Source organism: Rhodococcus sp. AB351, assembly GCF_049538275.1.
GTDB lineage: Bacteria > Actinomycetota > Actinomycetes > Mycobacteriales > Mycobacteriaceae > Rhodococcus.
Genome location: NZ_JBMVFW010000011.1, coordinates 80,254 through 97,291, shown reverse-complemented (window position 1 = coordinate 97,291; position 17,038 = coordinate 80,254). Strand labels below are relative to the sequence as shown.

The following is a 17,038-nucleotide window of genomic DNA, read 5'->3' as shown; positions in this document are numbered from 1 at the left end:
TTTCTCGATCATTCGCTCGGCGCGTGATCGCAGCGTCGCCGTCGACGGTGCGGTGCGGAGCAGGTGGTGATTCGAGTATCGAAGCGGGGACGGAACGGCTCCATATCCATTTCGTACAACCTGCTCCGAGGAAATACGCCGATTCGTCCACCGCCATAGGATGACGGTCATGAGCGTGGGCATCGCCTGGTTACTACGACAACCAGGACTCGGGCTGGCACTGCGGGCCGGACGGGCCGGGCAGGAGCGACTGATCGATTTCGTCCAGCCCACCGAACTCGTCGACCCGCGACCATGGTTGTCCGGAGGCGAACTGGTCCTGACCACCGGCCTCGGCCTGCGCGACGAGGAGGGTGGCGACTACGTCCGGCGACTCGCAGAGGCCGGGATTGCCGCACTCGGCTTCGGCACCGGCCTGTCGCACGAACAAATCCCTCCGTCGGTACTCGAGGCCGCCGACGCGGCGGGATTGGCGCTGCTCGAAGTGCCCTACACGACCCCGTTCGCGGCGGTCAGCCGTGCGGTGACGACGCGGCTCGCCGAGCAGGAGTACGAGTTGGTGCGCCGAGCAGCCGACACCCAGGTCCGCATCACACGGGCCGCACTGCGCGGGGGCGTGACCGCCATCGTGCGCGAACTGGCCGTCTCGACCTCCGCCTCGGTCGTGTACGTGGCCGAGCGCGACGATGCCGTGATCGCTCATCCGATGCCGGACCCGGACCTCACCGAGCCGATCGCCGAGGCGCGGCGGGACGGCACCGGGTCGGTCACCTTGATTCGCCCGGGGAGGACGGTGACGGTTCAGCCGGTCGTCCACGGCGGCATCGTGAACGGATACCTGGCGGTCCAAGCGGACCGACCCCTCCAGAACGTCGAACTCGTACTGATCGGTCACGCTGTCTCCCTGGTGACCCTCGAACTCGACAAGCCCCGGCGTCTGCGGAACGAACGAAACGACCTCGGGTCCAAGGTCTTCGACCTACTCGCCGCGGGTCTCCTGGACGCGGGCGATGCACTGGAGTACCTGGCCGACGCTGTCGGTCGACGCAACCGCGTCCGCGTCCTGCGGCTGAGCACACCGCATTCGTCCGAGGTGCGTCGGCATCTCGACATCGTTCTCGACGCCCGCCGGCGACCGTTCTACAGCCGCGAGGAGGGGGACGAACTCACCGTGCTGTTGCGCGGCGACGACAGCATCTCCGACGTCACGGCGATGCTCGCCGACCTACCGGCGAAGCACGCCCGCCCCCTGCGCGCCGGCCTCAGCCCCGCCCATCGGATCGCCGAGGTCCGACAAGGACTCGAGCAGGCCGAGCATGCACTGCGCACCACCGACGCCACCTGTCGTATCGCGGAGTTCGATGCCACCCACGGCACCGCCCTCCTCGCCTCTCCCCAGGTACGGTCCGTGCTCGAATCCGTCGCCGCGTCGACCGTAACGGTCCTCGCCGAATACGACCGCGAGCGCGGCGGGCGCCTGGTTCCTTCACTACGCGCGTTTCTCGAAGCCAACGGACATTGGGAATCGGCAGCGGCCGCGCTGGACGTCCACCGGCACACGCTGCGCGGGCGCATCGCGAAGATCGAGCAGTTGCTCGATGTCGACCTCGGGGACGCGCGGGTACGGGCGGAATTGCTGCTCGCGGTGCTCATCGCCGACGCACCGACCAGCTAAGGGCCCGAAGAAGCACGATTGCGGATGAGGATGCGCAGGCGGTGTGCGTTGCGTTCGGCGTCGCCGCTTTGTACGCTCCGTGCATACAGGATTGTCGACAATCCTACAAACTGGGAGGCGGCCGATAGTGTTCCTTGATCCGACGCGCCCACATTCTCTGCGGTCCCCGTTCCTGACGCGGCGCACGCGATGAACGACGACCAGCTCACCATAGGACAGGACGGCGGAGCTTCCTCGACCGACGAGAACGTCCGAGTTCGACTCCTCACCGACAGACTCTACGCACTGGGCGTCCCGATCGACACCTCGACGCGTCGACTGGCCGAGTACTCCTACGACGCCTCCAACTACCGGGTGCGGCCGTCGGCCGTGGTCTTTCCTCGGTCGGTGGACGACGTCGTGGCGGTGGTGACCGCCTGCGGCGACACCGGGATTCCGTTGGTCAGCCGAGGGGGCGGGACGTCGATGGCGGGCAATGCCGTCGGCTCCGGTGTGATCCTCGACTTCTCCCGGCACATGAACCGCATCCTCGACATCGACGAGACGTCCGGTGTCGCCGACGTCGAACCGGGCGTCGTGCTCGCGACCCTTTCGCGGGCAGTCGAGGACGCGTCCTCGGGTCGGATGACCTTCGCCCCCGATCCCTCGTCGAAGAACCGGGCCACGGTCGGTGGCGCGCTGGGCAACGACGCCTGCGGCAATCACTCGGTGCGCTACGGCCGCATGTCCGATCACGTCCACGAGATCGACCTCGTCACCGCCGACGGGTTCCGGCTCACCGCGGCGCAGCGAGGCCTGCGTGCCACCGATCCCGACGACGCGGCCGCTGCGGCTCGCGCGCAGCAGCTCGACGCCGAGCTCACCGCGTTGGCGGGCGAGCACCTGTTCGAGTTCCGCACCGAGCTCGGGAGGATCCAACGGCAGGTCTCGGGGTATCACCTGGACAATCTGTTGCCGGAGAAGCGGTTCGATGTCGCCCGTGCGCTCGTCGGATCCGAGGGAACGTGCGCGGTGATCGTCGGGGCCCGCGTCGAGTTGGTTCCCCGCCCGTCCAGCGCGTTGCTGGTCTGCCTCGGCTACGACGACGTCGTCGACGCGGCCCGCGACATCGGAACCATCCTGGAATTTTCTCCTGCGGCGGTCGAGGGTGTCGACGCGGCGATCGTCGAGACCATGCGGTTCCGTCGGGGCGAGAATTCCGTCCTCGGTCTCCCCGCCGGAAACGCGTGGCTCTACGTCGACCTGGACGGTGACGACCCGGACTCCGTGGCCGCGGCCGCCGACGCACTGCTCGACAAACTTCGCCGCAACGGCCGTCTCGTCGACGGCCGCATCGCGGCCGACACCACCGAGCGCGCTTCCCTGTGGCGGGTGCGTGAGGACGGCGCCGGACTCTCGTCCCGCCTGGCATCCGGCGGCGAATCCTGGCCGGGCTGGGAGGATTCCGCCGTCGCGCCGGAGAACCTCGCCGATTACCTGCAGGACTTCCGCGCACTGCTCGACCGGCACGGTCTGCAGGGGGTGATGTACGGGCACTTCGGCGCCGGCTGCATGCACATCCGCATCACCTACGACCTGCGCACCGAGGAGGGCCGGAAGGTCTTCCGCGAGTTCACGCACGAGGCCGCGCGGCTGGTGGTCCGTCACGGCGGATCGCTCTCCGGAGAACACGGCGACGGCCGTGCCCGCTCGGAACTGCTGCCGGTGATGTACTCCGCGCGGATGATGAGCGCATTCCGCGCCTTCCGCACGATCTGGGACCCGCAAGGCATCCTGAACCCGGGATCGCTGACCGACCCGGCACGGATCGATGACGATCTGGCGTTGGCGGGCGTTCCCGAACGCACCTGGCGTACCCACTACGACCTGCACCCGATCGAGGCGGTCCGTCCCGACGGCGCGCGGCCGCAACACACCCCCGACCCGTGGGTGCACGCCGTCCAGGGCTGCATCGGCGTCGGACGGTGCCGGGCCGACGCCGGTGGCGTGATGTGCCCGAGCTACCGCGCGACCCGCGACGAGAAGGACTCCACTCGCGGCCGGGCCCGGGTCCTGCAGGAGATGGTGCGCGGCGCCCGCACGATCGAACAAGGGTGGAAGTCCGAACAGGTGCGTGAGGCACTCGATCTGTGCCTGTCGTGCAAGGCCTGCTCGACCGACTGCCCGGCCGGCGTCGACATGGCCACCTACAAGTCCGAGTTCTTCTCGCACTACTACGACGGCACACGACGACCGGTATCGCACTATTCGCTGGGGTGGCTGCCACGCTGGCTCCGCATCACGGGGTTGGCAGCACCGCTGGTCAACGCGGTCCTGCGCACTTCTCTCGCGAAGCGCGCCGCCGCTCTCGGCGGCATCTCCCCCGACCGGGTACTTCCGCCCTTCGTCTCCCGGCGGGCCTGGAAGAAGGCCGTGAGCGACGCGCTGAGCGGCCGGTCCGGTTCGACGCCGGTGGTGCTGTTCGTCGACACCTTCACTCGCGGGTTGCGGCCTGAGGTCGCCGGTGCCGCCGCCCGCGTGCTCGCCTCGGCGGATCAGCAGGTGAGCTGCTCCGCGGACGCGTGCTGCGGACTGACGTGGATCTCCACCGGCCAGCTCGACACCGCGAAGAAGAAACTCTCCCACGCCGCCCGCACACTGGACGACGGCACCGACCGGCCGATCGTCGTCGTCGAGCCGAGTTGCGCCGCCGCCCTGCGCAAGGACCTGCCCGAGCTGGTGCCCACCGAGGCTGCGCGTCGCGTCGCCGCACGGGTCCACAGCTTCGCGTCCTACCTGGACACCATGGTGCGCAACGGCTGGACACCCGCTCCTGCACAGCCGCTACCGAACGAGATGGTGCTGCAGACCCATTGCCACGAGTACTCCGTGTTCGGCGCCGGAAGCCATCGCCGGATCCTGACCGCAGCGGGAGTCGACGACGTCCGCGACGCGGTCGGATGCTGCGGCGTAGCAGGAAACTTCGGATTCGAGAAACAACACCACGACATCAGCATGAAGGTCGCGGAGACCTCCCTCGCCCCGGCACTGCGCGCGGCCGACGACGACTCCGCGGTGGTCACCGACGGATTCTCGTGCGCGATGCAGGTCGCACAGATCGACGTGTCCTGCCCGGGGCAACATCTCGCAGAACTGCTCGATCCCGGGCCACGAATGTCGATGAACAACACCATCTCCGAGGAGGAAAGCGCATGACCGATGCAACGATTGTCGGGACACGGGTGGGCGTCTCCGACGCAGTGTCCCGCGTCAGCACAGGATTGTTCATCGACGGTGAGTGGGTCGAATCGAGCTCCGGTGAACGATTCGAGGTCGTCGCCCCGGCGACCGAGGAGGTCGTCGCGACCGTCGCGAACGGCAACGCCGACGACGCCCGGCGTGCCATCGAAACCTGCGCCCGCGTGCAGAAACACTGGGCGAAGACCGCTCCGCGCGAACGCAGCGTGATCCTTCGCCGGGCCTACGAGCTCATCCTGGAGCGGCAGGACGAGTTCGCGACCATCATGACCACCGAGATGGGCAAACCCTTCGCCGAGGCGAAGGGCGAGGTGGCCTACGCGGCGGAGTTCTTCCGGTGGTTCTCCGAGGAAGCCGTCCGCATCCGCGGTGATGTGACCAGCACCGGCGACGGCGCGACCCGCATCCTGGTGTCCAAGGAGCCGGTGGGACCCTGCGTCCTCGTCACGCCGTGGAACTTCCCGCTCGCCATGGGCACCCGCAAGATCGGACCCGCCATCGCAGCCGGGTGCACCATCGTCTTCAAACCCTCGGAGCTCACTTCGCTGACCTCGCTGGCCCTGGTCGACGTGCTCGTCGAGGCCGGTGTGCCGAAGGGTGTGCTGAACGTCGTGCCCACCACCGCGCCCGGGGAGGTCGTCTCGGCCTGGATGTCCAGCGGTATCGCACGCAAGGTCAGTTTCACCGGGTCGACCGCGGTGGGCATCCGATTGCTCGAACAGGCATCCCAGCACGTGATGCGGAGTTCGATGGAACTGGGAGGAAATGCCCCGTTCATCGTGTTCGAGGACGCGGATCTCGACCGGGCAGTCGACGGCGCGCTCGCCGCGAAGATGCGCAACATGGGTGAGGCGTGCACCGCCGCGAACCGCATCTTCGCGCAGCGCGCGGTCGCCGATCGGTTCGCCGAGAAGCTCGCTGCGCGTATGGATGCCCTCGCCGTCGGGGACGGCCTGGTCGAGGGCACCCAGGTCGGTCCGCTGGTCGAGGAGAAGGCCCTGGCGAAGGTGGAGCGTCTCGTCGCCGATGCCGTCGAACGTGGAGCGCGCGTCGTGTGTGGCGGCAAACGGCCGGAGGGACCCGGCTACTTCTACCCACCCACCGTCCTCGCCGACGTGTCGAAGGACGCCGCGTTGATGAGCGAGGAGATCTTCGGGCCGGTCGCGCCCATCGTCGTCTTCGACACCGAGGACGAGGTCGTCGAGATCGCCAACAACACGCCCTGGGGACTGGCCGGATACATCTTCACCCAGGACGTCGACCGCAGTTTCCGTGTCAGCGAAGCGCTCGAGGTCGGCATGGTCGGGCTGAACACCGGTATCGTGTCCAACCCTGCGGCACCGTTCGGCGGCATCAAGGCGTCGGGTCTCGGACGCGAGGGAAGCACCATCGGCATCGACGAGTTCCTCGAGGTCAAGTACGTCGCGGTCCCCCGTAGGTGACGCATCGAACGCGCTGTGCCGCCGATTCTTGCGCGCCGAACCGTGTCTTGCCGCCGCTGCAAACGCGCGAAGCCCGGTTCGGCGCGTAAGGTCGGTACGGTCCAACCGTGTAGACCAGGAATCACTCGCTCACACAACGGTTCCTGTTCGGCCGGCCGCAGTGCCGCACCACTTCGCGAGCGCGTCGTCGAGACCGTCCGTCGAGCCCTCCCCCACCCAGGCCACGCGCCCGTCCGGGCGCACGAGCACGGCCGACGGCGCGTCCACCTCACCGAGCAACGGCAACTCCCAGACGCCGTCGTAGCGCACCCGCACGAGGTCGACGCAGTCGGGAATATTCCTGGAATCGAGTGGCGGGCCGTCGAATTGCAACAGAAGCGGACGAGCCCGGTGCATGAGTCCGAACACGCGCACCGACTTCTCCTCGGCAATGACGTCGAGATCCGGCATACGTCGTCCCAGCAGCGGGTGCCCCTCACCGAGGTCATAGGCGACGTCGAGACCGGAGATCAACGCCGCGATCGGCGCTCCGGCGTCGTCGACGCGGAGGACCTCGTCGATCAGATCGCGCAGGGCCTCCTGGCGCGGATCGGCCTTCTGGAAAAGAGATTGGGCCATCGTGAATTTCAGCGCCCGCGCGCCGGCCGGGTGCCGTTCGGCGTGGTAGGTGTCGAGCAGGCCCTCCCCCGAGTCCCCTCGCACGACCTGCCCGAGTTTCCAGCCGAGATTGACGGCATCCTGGATGCCCAGGCCGATACCCAGTCCGCCGGTGGGTGAATGCACGTGTGCGGCGTCGCCCGCGAGCAGGATCCGGCCCGCACGATAGGTCGTCGCCTGTCTGGTCGCGTCGGTGAACCGTGAGAGCCAGGTGGGATCGTGCACACCGAAATCGGTGCCGAACACGTGGACCAGTTCTCGTCGCAGGTCGTCGAGCGTCGGCGGCGTGGAAGGTCCCAGTTCGGCTTCGGTCACCACGACCCGCACTCGGCCCTCCCCCATCGGGTACAGACCGTGGACGCCGCGTTCGTCGATCTTGGCGTCGGTGGGGAGTTCCTCGGTGACCCGCACTTCGGCGATCAGGCTGCTGCGTGTCGCATCCGGCCCTTCGAATCCGATCCCGGCCTCGCGGCGCACGACACTGCGACCGCCGTCGGCGCCCACCACGTATCGAGCCTGCACCGACTCCCCCGATGCGAGCCGAAGTCGGACGCTGTCCTCGTCCGCATGGGCACCGACGACCTCGATGTTCCGCCGGATCGGCACGCCGAGTTCCTCGATCCACTGCAGCAGCAGCCGTTCGATGTGGTTCTGGAACAACGCGAGCGTGTACGGATGGCGGGTGGGAAGACGGCCCACGTCGAGCCTGGTGCCCCCGAAGGTCGCGGTGTTCACCGTCCGCCCCTCGGCGAGGAATCGCTCGGCGATTCCTCGTTGATCGAGCAGCTCGATGGTGCGGGCGTGGATACCACCACCCCGCGACCCTGCGAGTTCCTGCGATTCGCGACGTTCGAGTACGACGACGTCCGCGCCGGCCAGGCGCAACTCCCCCGCCAGCATCATTCCCGTCGGCCCGCAGCCGACCACTACGACCTCGTGCATGTCCGCCCCTCTCCACGACACCGGACGGGCAGTATGAACCCCGGGTAGGGGCTTGCGACAAGCCCCCACCTGCGCGATAACGTGGAAACGGGACGGGACGACGAGCGCCCCGGGTCAGCCCTCGATGATGCGCTTGATCGCGTCCAGGGTCGCCGGAATTCCACTGCGGGCAGCCTGCTCCCGCGCGGCGATCTGAGCAGGTGCCTCCGCCCCGAACTTCTCGTGGAAGAACTTCTGCCCTGCTTCGGTGAACTCCCAGGTCTCCGTCAGTTCCGTGCCGGCGTCCGCGGGCTTGATGACGTAGCTCCAGCGCACGAGGCCGGGACCGACCGACCACGCGAATTCACGGCCCGGAGAGGCGACGACGACCTCCGAGCGGGTCTCCCAGGTGCGTTCGGGGGTGACGTTCCGGCCGGTGAAGAAGGAACCGACCTCGGGGCCCTGCCCTTCGTCCCACCAGCATTCCGCGCAGACGGGTGACCATTCACCGGTGCGGGTGACATCGGAGACGAGGGCGTACACCTCGTCGGGGGTGGCGGAAACGACGACGGAGGACTCGAAGGTCAGAGGTGTGGTCTGCATGGCCACCATCCTGCCCGACGAGACCTCCGGAACCGGCAGCGACACCCTGACGAGTACGGATCAGGACACGAGATTGCTTGCCGCCCACGCCATGTGCGAACGCACCGTGGACGCAGCCTGGTCGGAGTCACCGGTTTCGATGGCGTCGACGATGGCACTGTGACGCCCGACGTCCATGTTTCCGACCGCCTTCTCCAGACCGGCGAACATGATGGACATGCGGATCGATCCCTCGAGCGACTGCCACGAGTGCATGAGCGTTTCGTTGCCGGTCAGACGGCAGAGCAGTCGGTGGAAGTTCAGGTCGGACTCGATGCGTGCCTCGAGGTCGTTCTCGGCATGCGCCATGGCCTCGAGAGCTTCGCGCAGGGCCGGGATCACCGAGGCCCGGTCGTCCCGCTCCGCGAGGTCGCGGACGGCCAACGCTTCCAGGGCCGCGCGCACGGCGAAGATGTCGCGGATCTCCTTGGCGTCGAGGTGCCGAACGTAGAGGCGACCGCGGGCACCGGCAGAGATCAGACCTTCCTGCTGCAATTGGCGCATCGCCTCGCGCAAGGTCCCCCGGCTGATCTGGAGCATCTCGGACAGCTCGGTCTCGACGAGGGGGCTGCTCGGGGCGAGCGCGCCGCTCGTGATCGCGGTGCGCAGGGCGGTGACGGCCTGCTGACGCAGGCTGGTCCTCTCGAGCCCCAGCAGCGCAGCGGGTTGAGCAGCCATGAGTTGCCTCCAGGTGTCAGCGGCCGACTGTCGACAACAGTCTGTCGACAATGATACGGGTCCCGCACCGAGCTGGGTGCGGGACCCGTACAGCGTGTCGGTCAGCCGAGCTCGTCGAGCACCCGCGCGACCACCCGGTCGGTGCTCAAGCCGTACCGGTCGTGCAGGGTGGGTAGCGCGCCGGCATCGAGGAACCGGTCGGGCAGGCCGATGGGGACGACCCTCTTCCCCAGTCCCGCCCCGACGACTGCGGCAGCGACGGTCTCGAAGAGCCCACCTACGACGGTGTGGTTCTCGAGGGTGACCGCCAGTCGGTCGGTGTCGATCTCCGCCAGGACCGTGGCTGCGTCGAACGGTTTGATCGTGGGCGTGTGCACCACCCCGACGTCCACGTGGTGGGTTGCCAGCACGTCCGCCGCCTGCAACGCGCGCATGGTCATCAGTCCGCTGGTGACGAAGACGACGTCGTTCCCGCCGCGCAGCACCTTCGCCTTGCCGAGTTCGAAGCAGTAGTCGTACTCGTCGAGGACCGTGGCGACCTTACCGCGCAGCAAGCGGAGATAGGTGGGGCCGTCACTCGCGGCGAGCTGCGGCACGGCCTGTTCGATGTCGATCGAGTCGCACGGATCGACGATCGTCAGGTTGGGCATGCCGCGGAAGATGGCGATGTCCTCGGTGGCCTGGTGACTGGGGCCGTATCCGGTGGTCAGGCCGGGAAGCCCGCCGACGATGTTGACGTTGAGGTTCGGCTCGGCGATGTCCAGGCACAGGAAGTCGTACGCGCGGCGCGCGGCGAACACCGAGTAGGTCGACGCGAACGGGATCAGGCCGGTCTCGGCCATGCCCGCCGCGGCACCGAGGAGCAGCTGTTCGGCCATGCCCATCTGGAAGAACCGGTCCGGGAACGCCTCGGCGAAGACGTGCATGTCGGTGTACTTCGCGAGATCCGCGGACAGGCCGACGATCCGGTCGTCCTCCTGGGCAGCCGCGACCAGCGCGTGGCCGAACGGTGCGGCGGTGGTCCGCTGACTCGGATCGACGAAGGAGGCGATCATCGCCGAGGTCTTGAGCTTGGGAGCGGTGGTGGTCATCGGACGTCCTCGCGGTTGTGGCCGGCGGTCAGCTGGTCGCGGCAGATCTGCCATTCGTCTTCGTCGATGCGCATGAAGTGCGCCTTCTCGCGGGTTTCGAGCAACGGAACGCCCTTGCCGACACGGGTGTCGCACAGGACGATCGCCGGGGATCCGGCCGGGGCGGCCTCGGCGATCGCCGCATCGAAGGCGTCGAGCAGCGCACCGGTGTCGTTGCCGTCGACCCGGTAGGTGCGCCACCCGCAGGCCGTCCACTTGTCGTGGACCGGTTCCGTGCTCAGCACTCCGCTGGTGGCACCGTCGGCCTGCAGTGCGTTGATGTCGACCATCGCGATGAGGTTGCCGAGTCGGTGGTGGTGCGCGCTCATGGCCGCTTCCCAGGTCGACCCTTCGTCGAGTTCGCCGTCGGACAGGAAGTTGAAGATCCGTGCAGGCGAACCCTGATGACGCAGACCCAGCGCCATGCCGACGGCGATCGGAAGGCCGTGGCCGAGCGAGCCGCCGGAGATCTCCATACCGGGCGTATAGGTCGACATGCCCGACATCGGCAGGCGCGAGTCGTCCGAGCCGTAGGTGAGCAACTCGTCGCGGGAGATGATCCCTGCCTCCGCGAGCGCCGCGTACAGGCCGATGGCGTAGTGGCCGGTCGACAGTAGGAACCGGTCGCGGCCGTCCCAGTGCGGGTCGTCGGCGCGGAAGCGCAGATGGTCTCCGTAGACGGTGGCGAGGATGTCCGCGGCGCCGAGCGCCTGGCCGACGTAGCCCTGACCTTGTTCCTGGCCCATGTCGATCACGTTGTGCCGGAGGCGGTAGGCGAATTCGTCGATGGCGGCGAGTCGCTCGTTCCGAGGCAGGGCGACGTCGGGACGGGGATGCGCTGTGGTGGTCACAGAAGTTCCTTTTCCTTGGTGCTCGATGCCGCGGCGGTCCCACCGGACAGGGGGCCGTCGGGGCTATCGGAAGGGTGTGAGTTCGACCGGCCGGCCTGATCGGCGAGGCGACGCTCGGCCGGTCCCCAGGTCTCACGGGTGACGAGGGCGCAGACGAGACCGACGAGGCCGTAGAAGCTGAAGAGCAGGGCCGGGCCGATCCAGCCGAAGGCGAAGTAGAGCAGCGCGGTGATGAACGGGGTGAACCCGGAGACCATCGCCGAGATCTGGTAGGCCAGCGATGCGCCCGAGGCGCGGCGCGCTGCTTGGAACAGTTCGGGGAACCAGGCACCCTGCGCTCCGGCAAGGGCGTTCTGGCAGACGGCGTAGGCGATCACGACGGTGGCGAGGATCAGCACGAACGTGCCGGTGTTGACCAGGAGGAACATCGGGACCCCGAAGAGGGCGGCGAACGCGCAGACTCCGAGATACACCGGGCGACGGCCGATACGGTCGGTCAGACTCGCCCAGCCGATCGTGGCGAAGATGCCGATCGCCGAGGCCACACACAGGGCCAGCAGGGTTTCCGATTTCCCGGCGAGGTCGTTCTCGTGCAGGTAGGAGATCATGTAGGTGATCGAGACGGCGTAGCCGGCGGTTTCGGCCACGCGCAGGCCGATGCCGCGGAGGATGTCGCGCCAGTCCTTCTTGACGGAGTCCAGGATCGGGGAGGCAGCGATCTCGCCGCTGTCCTTGACGTCCTCGAAGACCGGGGACTCGGGCACCTTGGACCGGATGATCAGCCCGACGACGACGAGGACGATGCTCGCGAGGAACGGCACCCGCCACGCCCAGTCGCCACCGAGGTGGACGCTGAACAGGAATACGAGGTTGGCCAACAGCAGCCCGACGGGGAATCCCGCTTGGACGATGCCGGTGTAGCGGCCCTTCGATTTCCACGGCGCGTGTTCGTAACTCATCAGGATCGCTCCGCCCCATTCGGCGCCGAAGGCGAGTCCCTGGATGATGCGGACGGTCACCAGCAGCGCCGGTGCGACGAGACCGACCTGGCCGTAGGTCGGAAGCAGGCCGATGGCGAAGGTGGCCAGGCCCATGACGATCAGTGAGGCGACGAGGACCGGCTTGCGCCCCACCTTGTCTCCGAGGTGACCACCGAGGATCCCCCCGAGAGGTCGTGCAGCGAATCCGACGCCGAGGGTGGCGAAGGCGGCGAGGGTGCCGATGACGGGATCACCGCTGGGGAAGAAGGCTGTCCCGAAATACAACGCTGCAGCGGTGCCGAAGCCGATGAAGTCGTAGGTCTCGATGACGGCGCCGACAGAGGAACCGATCGCGACGCGTTTGGCGTCCTTGGTGCCCTCGACGGGACCTCGCATCTCGAGCGCTTCTGTGCTCATGAATTTCTCCTTGCGGACCGAGGATACGGCCGCTGGTGCGACGGGGAAAGAAGATGTCGACTGTCAACAGTGAACTCAGTGTGAGCGCGGACACCCCACCCTGTCAACTGTCAGTAGGCAACGGTTGACTGTTGACAGTCGGCACGGTTAGCGTGGTCCCCATCACCTTCCAGGAGGTTCTCGTGTTCCACGATCGGCTCGGCTGCTCGACGATCAGCTTCCGCCACCTAGACCTGCCCACAGCGCTACGAACCATCGCCGGCCTGGGCTTCACCGAGATCGATCTCGGCGCCCTACCCGGAGTCTGCGATCACGTTCCGTTCGTGCTCGACGCGGACGCCGTCGACCGTGTCGTCGATGAGGTGGCAATCTCGGGCCTGCGCGTCCGTAGCGTCAACGGCGACATCGGCGACCTCGACGCGCCGTTGACCTCCGAAGAACAGAAACGGCGGGATCACCATCTCGACCGGTTGCTGACCCTCACCTCCCGCATCGGGGCGCGCGCCCTGGTGCTGCCGTGCGGGCACCTCGACGACCGGCCGATACGGTCCCTCGACGAAGACCTCGACACCGTCGCGGCACAACTCGAGCGGGCACACGTCCGGGCCCGGGACTTCGGGGTGGGCCTGTGGACCGAATCCCTCCACGTCCACCGACTGTGCTGCGACATCGCTCACGCCGCCCGGCTGACAGCACGACTGTCCCCCGGAATCGGCGTGGTGATGGACTTCAGCCACATCGTCGCGTCGGGCGGAGATCCGGTCGATTTCGTCGACCTGTTCGCCTCGCGCATCACGCACGTCCATCTCCGGGACGCAGTGCCCGGAAACATCAACCTCAGCATCGGCAACGGGCACGCCGACTTCGCCGGCGGCCTCGCCGCCCTCGACGCCCGCGGGTACACCGGGCACTTCGCCCTCGAACTCGAAACCCGCGACATCACCGACCCCGAGCGACCCGAAAGCGCCTCTCGGGCAGCTCGATTCGTCACCACTCTCATCCCCTGAACCAACCTCAAGGAGAAACCCATGTCCTCGATCCGACGCACCGCAGTCGTCACCGGAGCCACCTCCGAGCGCGGCATCGGCCTCGCCACCGCCCGCCGCTACGCGGAGGACGGCTGGGCCGTCGTCGTCCTCGATCTGGACGGTGAGAAATCCGCCAAGGTCGCCGCCGAGATCGGCAGCGAGTACTCCGTCCCGTCCTTCGGACACGAGATCGACGTGGCCGACGAGGCGTCGGTGCAGGCAGCGCACGATGCCGTCGCCGCGGAAGTCGCCGCGGGCAATCTCCCGCCCGTCGGAGCTGTCGCGAACATCGCCGGCATCACCTCGCCGGTGCCGTTCCTCGAGACGAGCCTCGAACTGTGGAACAAGGTGATGGCCGTCAACGCCACCGGCACCTACCTCGTCACCCGGGCATTCCTGCCGGGCATGATCGAGAACGGATGGGGACGCATCGTGAACATGTCGTCGGTCTCCGCCCAGCGTGGCGGCGGTGTCTTCGGCAAGGTCCCCTACTCGTCGGCGAAAGCCGCCGTCCTCGGGTTCACCAAGTCGCTCGCCCGGGAGCTCGGCGACAGCGGCGTCACCGTCAACGCCGTCACCCCCGGCGCGGTCGACACCAGCATCCGCGTCGGCAGCACTCCTGAGCAGGAGGCCGCCATCTGCCGCGACGTTCCGCTCGGACGCACCGCCACCACCCGTGAGGTGGCCTCGGTCATCACGTTCCTGTCGTCGGAGGACGCGGCCTACCTGACCGGCACGACCGTCGACATCAACGGCGGCAGCCACATGCACTGACCACCCCGTCCGGTGTCCGCTCATGCACCGTCGTGGTCGGACACCGGACGGCACCGTTTTCACTTCGGTCGCCGGACGAGAACCATGACAACAACGCCTTTCTTCGCCCCGTTCGGCAGCAGCCCGGACGCGGAACTGCAGCCATGGCAGTCGCGCGCCGACTGCCGTCTCATCGATCCCTCGATCTTCTTCCCGCCGGACGACGAATCGCGCGGGATGCGGCAGCGCCGTGAACGCACGGCGAAACAGATCTGCACGTCGTGTCCCGTCCGCATCCCCTGCCGCGACTACGCTCTGGAAACCCGCGAACGTCACGGGATCTGGGGCGGCACCTCCGAATCGGATCGCCGCAGGGGAAGACCGACCGGAGACCATGATCGGACGATTCACGCCCTCGGGATGAATCTGTAGGGTGAATTCCCGCCGAGTGCCGTTCCCCTGGCGAAATGCAGTGTCGGCCGCTGCATTCATATCGCGGAAAGACTGTCGCCGTGTCGATCTCGGCTTATACTCGCTCAATGTTGATCATCGGAATCATTCTGTTCGGGCTGCTCGTCGGCGCGGCGGCACAGCTCGTCGTGGGCAGGTCCGGGACCGGGATCGACTGGACTCTCGCGTTCGTCGCGGGCGTCGGGGGTTCGTTCATCGGAGGTCTGCTCATCAGCCTTCTTGCAGGTGACGGACTCGAATTACGCCCCAGCGGGATCATCGGTTCCCTCGCCGGCGCGATCATCGTGACCGCCGCGTGGTCGGCCTGGAAGTCTCGGTCGCGTCAGGCGTAGACGACCTCTTCTACTTCGACGACGCCGACCTGAGCTACGCGGCATCGACCATTTCGCATCCACCACGTGCTGTTTCGGCATCACCCGCGATCCCGCATCAGGACTACGGGTCTACGCTCCGCACGGTTTCGACGACCTGTTCGGGATGGTGCTCCGCCCGAATCCGGTGCTGGCGCCTCGCGAGGTGTATGAAGCGAAAGCCCGACGATGGCAGGCGGAATGGCCTCGATTGGTCGTCGAACCGTGGCCCGAGCGCTGACACGCTCATTCGTCGGGCTCCTCGTCGAATCTGCGTCGTGCTTCCTCGATGCGAGGAAGATTCGTCGACGCCCACAGCAGCAGGGCGTCGATCGGTTCGCGCACCGTCTTCCCCAGTGGCGTGATGCGGTATTCGACCGCGACGGGACGGGTGTTCACCACCCGGCGTTCGACGATTCCGTTGCGTTCGAGTCTGCGCAGCGTGGTCGTCAGGGATTTCTGCGTGACCTCGGGAACGGCGCGCCGCAGCTCGTTGAAGCGGCGCGGAGCCTCGCACAATTCGGTGAGCACGCTCAGGGACCACTTGTCGAGGATCTGTCCCAACAGTTCCCGGTGGGCGGCGACGGCAAGCAGATCGTGGTCAGCGGTATCCGACATGAAACCTGGTTTCGTTGAAGTGACTTCCGGCTACCAAGTATAAATCGGCTACCACTCGGTTCCGACCTCAGGAGAAGCCCGTGTCCGTCACCTTGTTCAGCCCCGAAGGCATGCTGCCGAACGCGCCCTACCACCACGTCGCCGTCTCCACCGGTACGCGACAGGTACATCTCGCCGGACAGGTCGCACATATGCCGGACGGCTCACCGATCCCTACCGATCTGGCCGGTCAGGTGGTCCAGGCGCTGCGCAACGTGGCACGAGGCCTGGACGGAGTGGGCGCAACCTTCCGCGATGTCGTGCGCCTGACGTTCTACGTCACCGACTGGCATCCCGAGAAGATCGGACAGTTCATGGCCGGTGTGCAGGCCGTCGCGCAGGAGATCGATCTGCCCGATCCGATGCCGCCGGCATCGCTGATCGGTGTCGCGGCACTCTATGAACCTGCCGTGCTCGTGGAGATCGAAGCCACCGCGGTTCTCGAGGGGTGTGCGTCGTAGATCAGGCCGCGCAGACCCCGAAGACGGGGAATCCGTCGTCGCACGCAGTGGACCGGAACGCGACCCGCACCCGCGCCTCGGCGCATTCGGGGAACGATCCTTCGATCCTCGAGTAGAGCCACGGCCCGTCGTCGAGTTCGACGATCGCGAGGGTGACCGCGTTGTCGTCCTGTGCGCCGACGTCGAGCGGTTCGACGACCTTCCAGGACACGATCGAGCCGGTGCCGGAGCAGTGGGCGGACTCGAGGTTCGCGCCGCCGCAGGAGGAGCAGCGCGCTGTCTCGGGAGCGTGAAGCGTCGTGCAGCTTCCGCAGCGCAGGATCGTCATGCAGTTCTGCGTCGCGTGGGGCGCCATCGCGGTCCTTCCGTCAACGGAGAATGTCCGAGCCACGAAGCGATCCGTCGTAGAGGGGCGGGACCCCCGACGGGCCGATGACGTGGCTCCGATCATCGGCCCCCTATTCGAAGGTAGGTCGACCCGGGACCTTTTCCATCGGTACGCGAGCACACAGATCATGGGGGTTCGCTGGTCGCAGCGCACAATGCCGGGTCGGTCGACCGGTCCGTTCGGGCCACCGAATGCCAATTGGACAAGCTCCCAAAGTAGGACCCTGACCTGCAGGTCCGTCCCGATCAGACGTGATCCAGCTCGCACCGGCACCCGGTGCCACCCTCGGACACTGTGCGC

General features: G+C 67.3%; 17 protein-coding genes. 9 read left to right on the top strand and 8 right to left on the bottom strand.

What is annotated here, in order from left to right; all coding sequences use genetic code 11:
* Nucleotides 1-169 precede the first annotated feature (169 nt).
* From ACPCXD_RS18905 to ACPCXD_RS18895, 3 genes are all read left to right on the top strand, one after another.
* Complete coding sequence (locus ACPCXD_RS18905) at nucleotides 170-1,675, top strand: PucR family transcriptional regulator ligand-binding domain-containing protein (RefSeq protein WP_160875136.1); 1,506 nt, start codon at nucleotides 170-172, stop codon at nucleotides 1,673-1,675.
* 189 nt (nucleotides 1,676-1,864) lie between these two features.
* Nucleotides 1,865-4,870 carry an FAD-binding and (Fe-S)-binding domain-containing protein gene (locus ACPCXD_RS18900; protein ID WP_423660764.1) on the top strand — a complete coding sequence of 1,002 codons (3,006 nt, stop codon included), beginning with the start codon at nucleotides 1,865-1,867 and terminating at the stop codon, nucleotides 4,868-4,870.
* The gene (locus tag ACPCXD_RS18895) at nucleotides 4,867-6,354 is read left to right on the top strand and encodes an NAD-dependent succinate-semialdehyde dehydrogenase (protein WP_423660762.1); all 1,488 of its coding nucleotides are present in this window, start codon (nucleotides 4,867-4,869) and stop codon (nucleotides 6,352-6,354) included. The genes ACPCXD_RS18900 and ACPCXD_RS18895 overlap by 4 nt, the downstream gene beginning before the upstream one ends.
* 129 nt (nucleotides 6,355-6,483) lie before the next feature.
* Here the strand turns inward: ACPCXD_RS18895 and ACPCXD_RS18890 are convergent, their stop codons facing one another.
* The 6 genes from ACPCXD_RS18890 to ACPCXD_RS18865 form a co-directional block, all read right to left on the bottom strand.
* On the bottom strand, nucleotides 6,484-7,953 hold the full coding sequence (locus ACPCXD_RS18890; protein WP_423660760.1) for an FAD-dependent monooxygenase: 1,470 nt from the start codon (nucleotides 7,951-7,953) through the stop codon (nucleotides 6,484-6,486).
* 114 nt (nucleotides 7,954-8,067) lie between these two features.
* On the bottom strand, nucleotides 8,068-8,544 hold the full coding sequence (locus tag ACPCXD_RS18885; protein WP_051033005.1) for an SRPBCC family protein: 477 nt from the start codon (nucleotides 8,542-8,544) through the stop codon (nucleotides 8,068-8,070).
* A 51-nt stretch (nucleotides 8,545-8,595) separates the two neighbouring features.
* On the bottom strand, nucleotides 8,596-9,252 hold the full coding sequence (locus ACPCXD_RS18880) for a GntR family transcriptional regulator (protein WP_064060968.1): 657 nt from the start codon (nucleotides 9,250-9,252) through the stop codon (nucleotides 8,596-8,598).
* 101 nt (nucleotides 9,253-9,353) lie between these two features.
* The gene (locus ACPCXD_RS18875; protein ID WP_423660758.1) at nucleotides 9,354-10,343 is read right to left on the bottom strand and encodes a transketolase family protein; all 990 of its coding nucleotides are present in this window, start codon (nucleotides 10,341-10,343) and stop codon (nucleotides 9,354-9,356) included.
* Nucleotides 10,340-11,233 (bottom strand): transketolase, encoded by an 894-nt coding sequence (locus tag ACPCXD_RS18870; RefSeq protein WP_059383538.1) that lies wholly within the window; start codon nucleotides 11,231-11,233, stop codon nucleotides 10,340-10,342. The genes ACPCXD_RS18875 and ACPCXD_RS18870 overlap by 4 nt, the downstream gene beginning before the upstream one ends.
* Complete coding sequence (locus ACPCXD_RS18865; RefSeq protein ID WP_423660756.1) at nucleotides 11,230-12,630, bottom strand: MFS transporter; 1,401 nt, start codon at nucleotides 12,628-12,630, stop codon at nucleotides 11,230-11,232. The genes ACPCXD_RS18870 and ACPCXD_RS18865 overlap by 4 nt, the downstream gene beginning before the upstream one ends.
* Nucleotides 12,631-12,782: 152 nt before the next feature.
* On the opposite strand from ACPCXD_RS18865, the gene ACPCXD_RS18860 reads away from it, so the two are divergent.
* The 5 genes from ACPCXD_RS18860 (at nucleotide 12,783) to ACPCXD_RS18840 (ending at nucleotide 15,473) form a co-directional block, all read left to right on the top strand.
* On the top strand, nucleotides 12,783-13,637 hold the full coding sequence (locus ACPCXD_RS18860; RefSeq protein WP_423660754.1) for a sugar phosphate isomerase/epimerase family protein: 855 nt from the start codon (nucleotides 12,783-12,785) through the stop codon (nucleotides 13,635-13,637).
* Between the two features lie 21 nt (nucleotides 13,638-13,658).
* Nucleotides 13,659-14,432: an SDR family NAD(P)-dependent oxidoreductase gene (locus tag ACPCXD_RS18855; RefSeq protein WP_016692750.1), complete on the top strand. Its 774-nt coding sequence runs from the start codon at nucleotides 13,659-13,661 to the stop codon at nucleotides 14,430-14,432.
* A gap of 84 nt (nucleotides 14,433-14,516) precedes the next feature.
* The gene (locus ACPCXD_RS18850) at nucleotides 14,517-14,843 is read left to right on the top strand and encodes a WhiB family transcriptional regulator (protein ID WP_016692749.1); all 327 of its coding nucleotides are present in this window, start codon (nucleotides 14,517-14,519) and stop codon (nucleotides 14,841-14,843) included.
* Between the two features lie 107 nt (nucleotides 14,844-14,950).
* Nucleotides 14,951-15,214 (top strand): GlsB/YeaQ/YmgE family stress response membrane protein, encoded by a 264-nt coding sequence (locus ACPCXD_RS18845; protein ID WP_423660751.1) that lies wholly within the window; start codon nucleotides 14,951-14,953, stop codon nucleotides 15,212-15,214.
* 43 nt (nucleotides 15,215-15,257) lie between these two features.
* On the top strand, nucleotides 15,258-15,473 hold the full coding sequence (locus ACPCXD_RS18840) for a nucleotidyltransferase family protein (RefSeq protein WP_423660767.1): 216 nt from the start codon (nucleotides 15,258-15,260) through the stop codon (nucleotides 15,471-15,473).
* A gap of 5 nt (nucleotides 15,474-15,478) precedes the next feature.
* Here ACPCXD_RS18840 and ACPCXD_RS18835 read toward each other — a convergent pair whose 3' ends face one another.
* On the bottom strand, nucleotides 15,479-15,850 hold the full coding sequence (locus ACPCXD_RS18835; protein ID WP_016692746.1) for a winged helix-turn-helix transcriptional regulator: 372 nt from the start codon (nucleotides 15,848-15,850) through the stop codon (nucleotides 15,479-15,481).
* 80 nt (nucleotides 15,851-15,930) lie between these two features.
* On the opposite strand from ACPCXD_RS18835, the gene ACPCXD_RS18830 reads away from it, so the two are divergent.
* Nucleotides 15,931-16,350: a RidA family protein gene (locus tag ACPCXD_RS18830; RefSeq protein WP_229568092.1), complete on the top strand. Its 420-nt coding sequence runs from the start codon at nucleotides 15,931-15,933 to the stop codon at nucleotides 16,348-16,350.
* A 1-nt stretch (nucleotide 16,351) separates the two neighbouring features.
* On the opposite strand, the gene ACPCXD_RS18825 is transcribed toward ACPCXD_RS18830, so the two are convergent.
* Nucleotides 16,352-16,705, bottom strand: a complete 354-nt coding sequence (locus ACPCXD_RS18825) for a Zn-ribbon domain-containing OB-fold protein (protein WP_229568090.1) — start codon at nucleotides 16,703-16,705, stop codon at nucleotides 16,352-16,354.
* Nucleotides 16,706-17,038 lie beyond the last annotated feature (333 nt).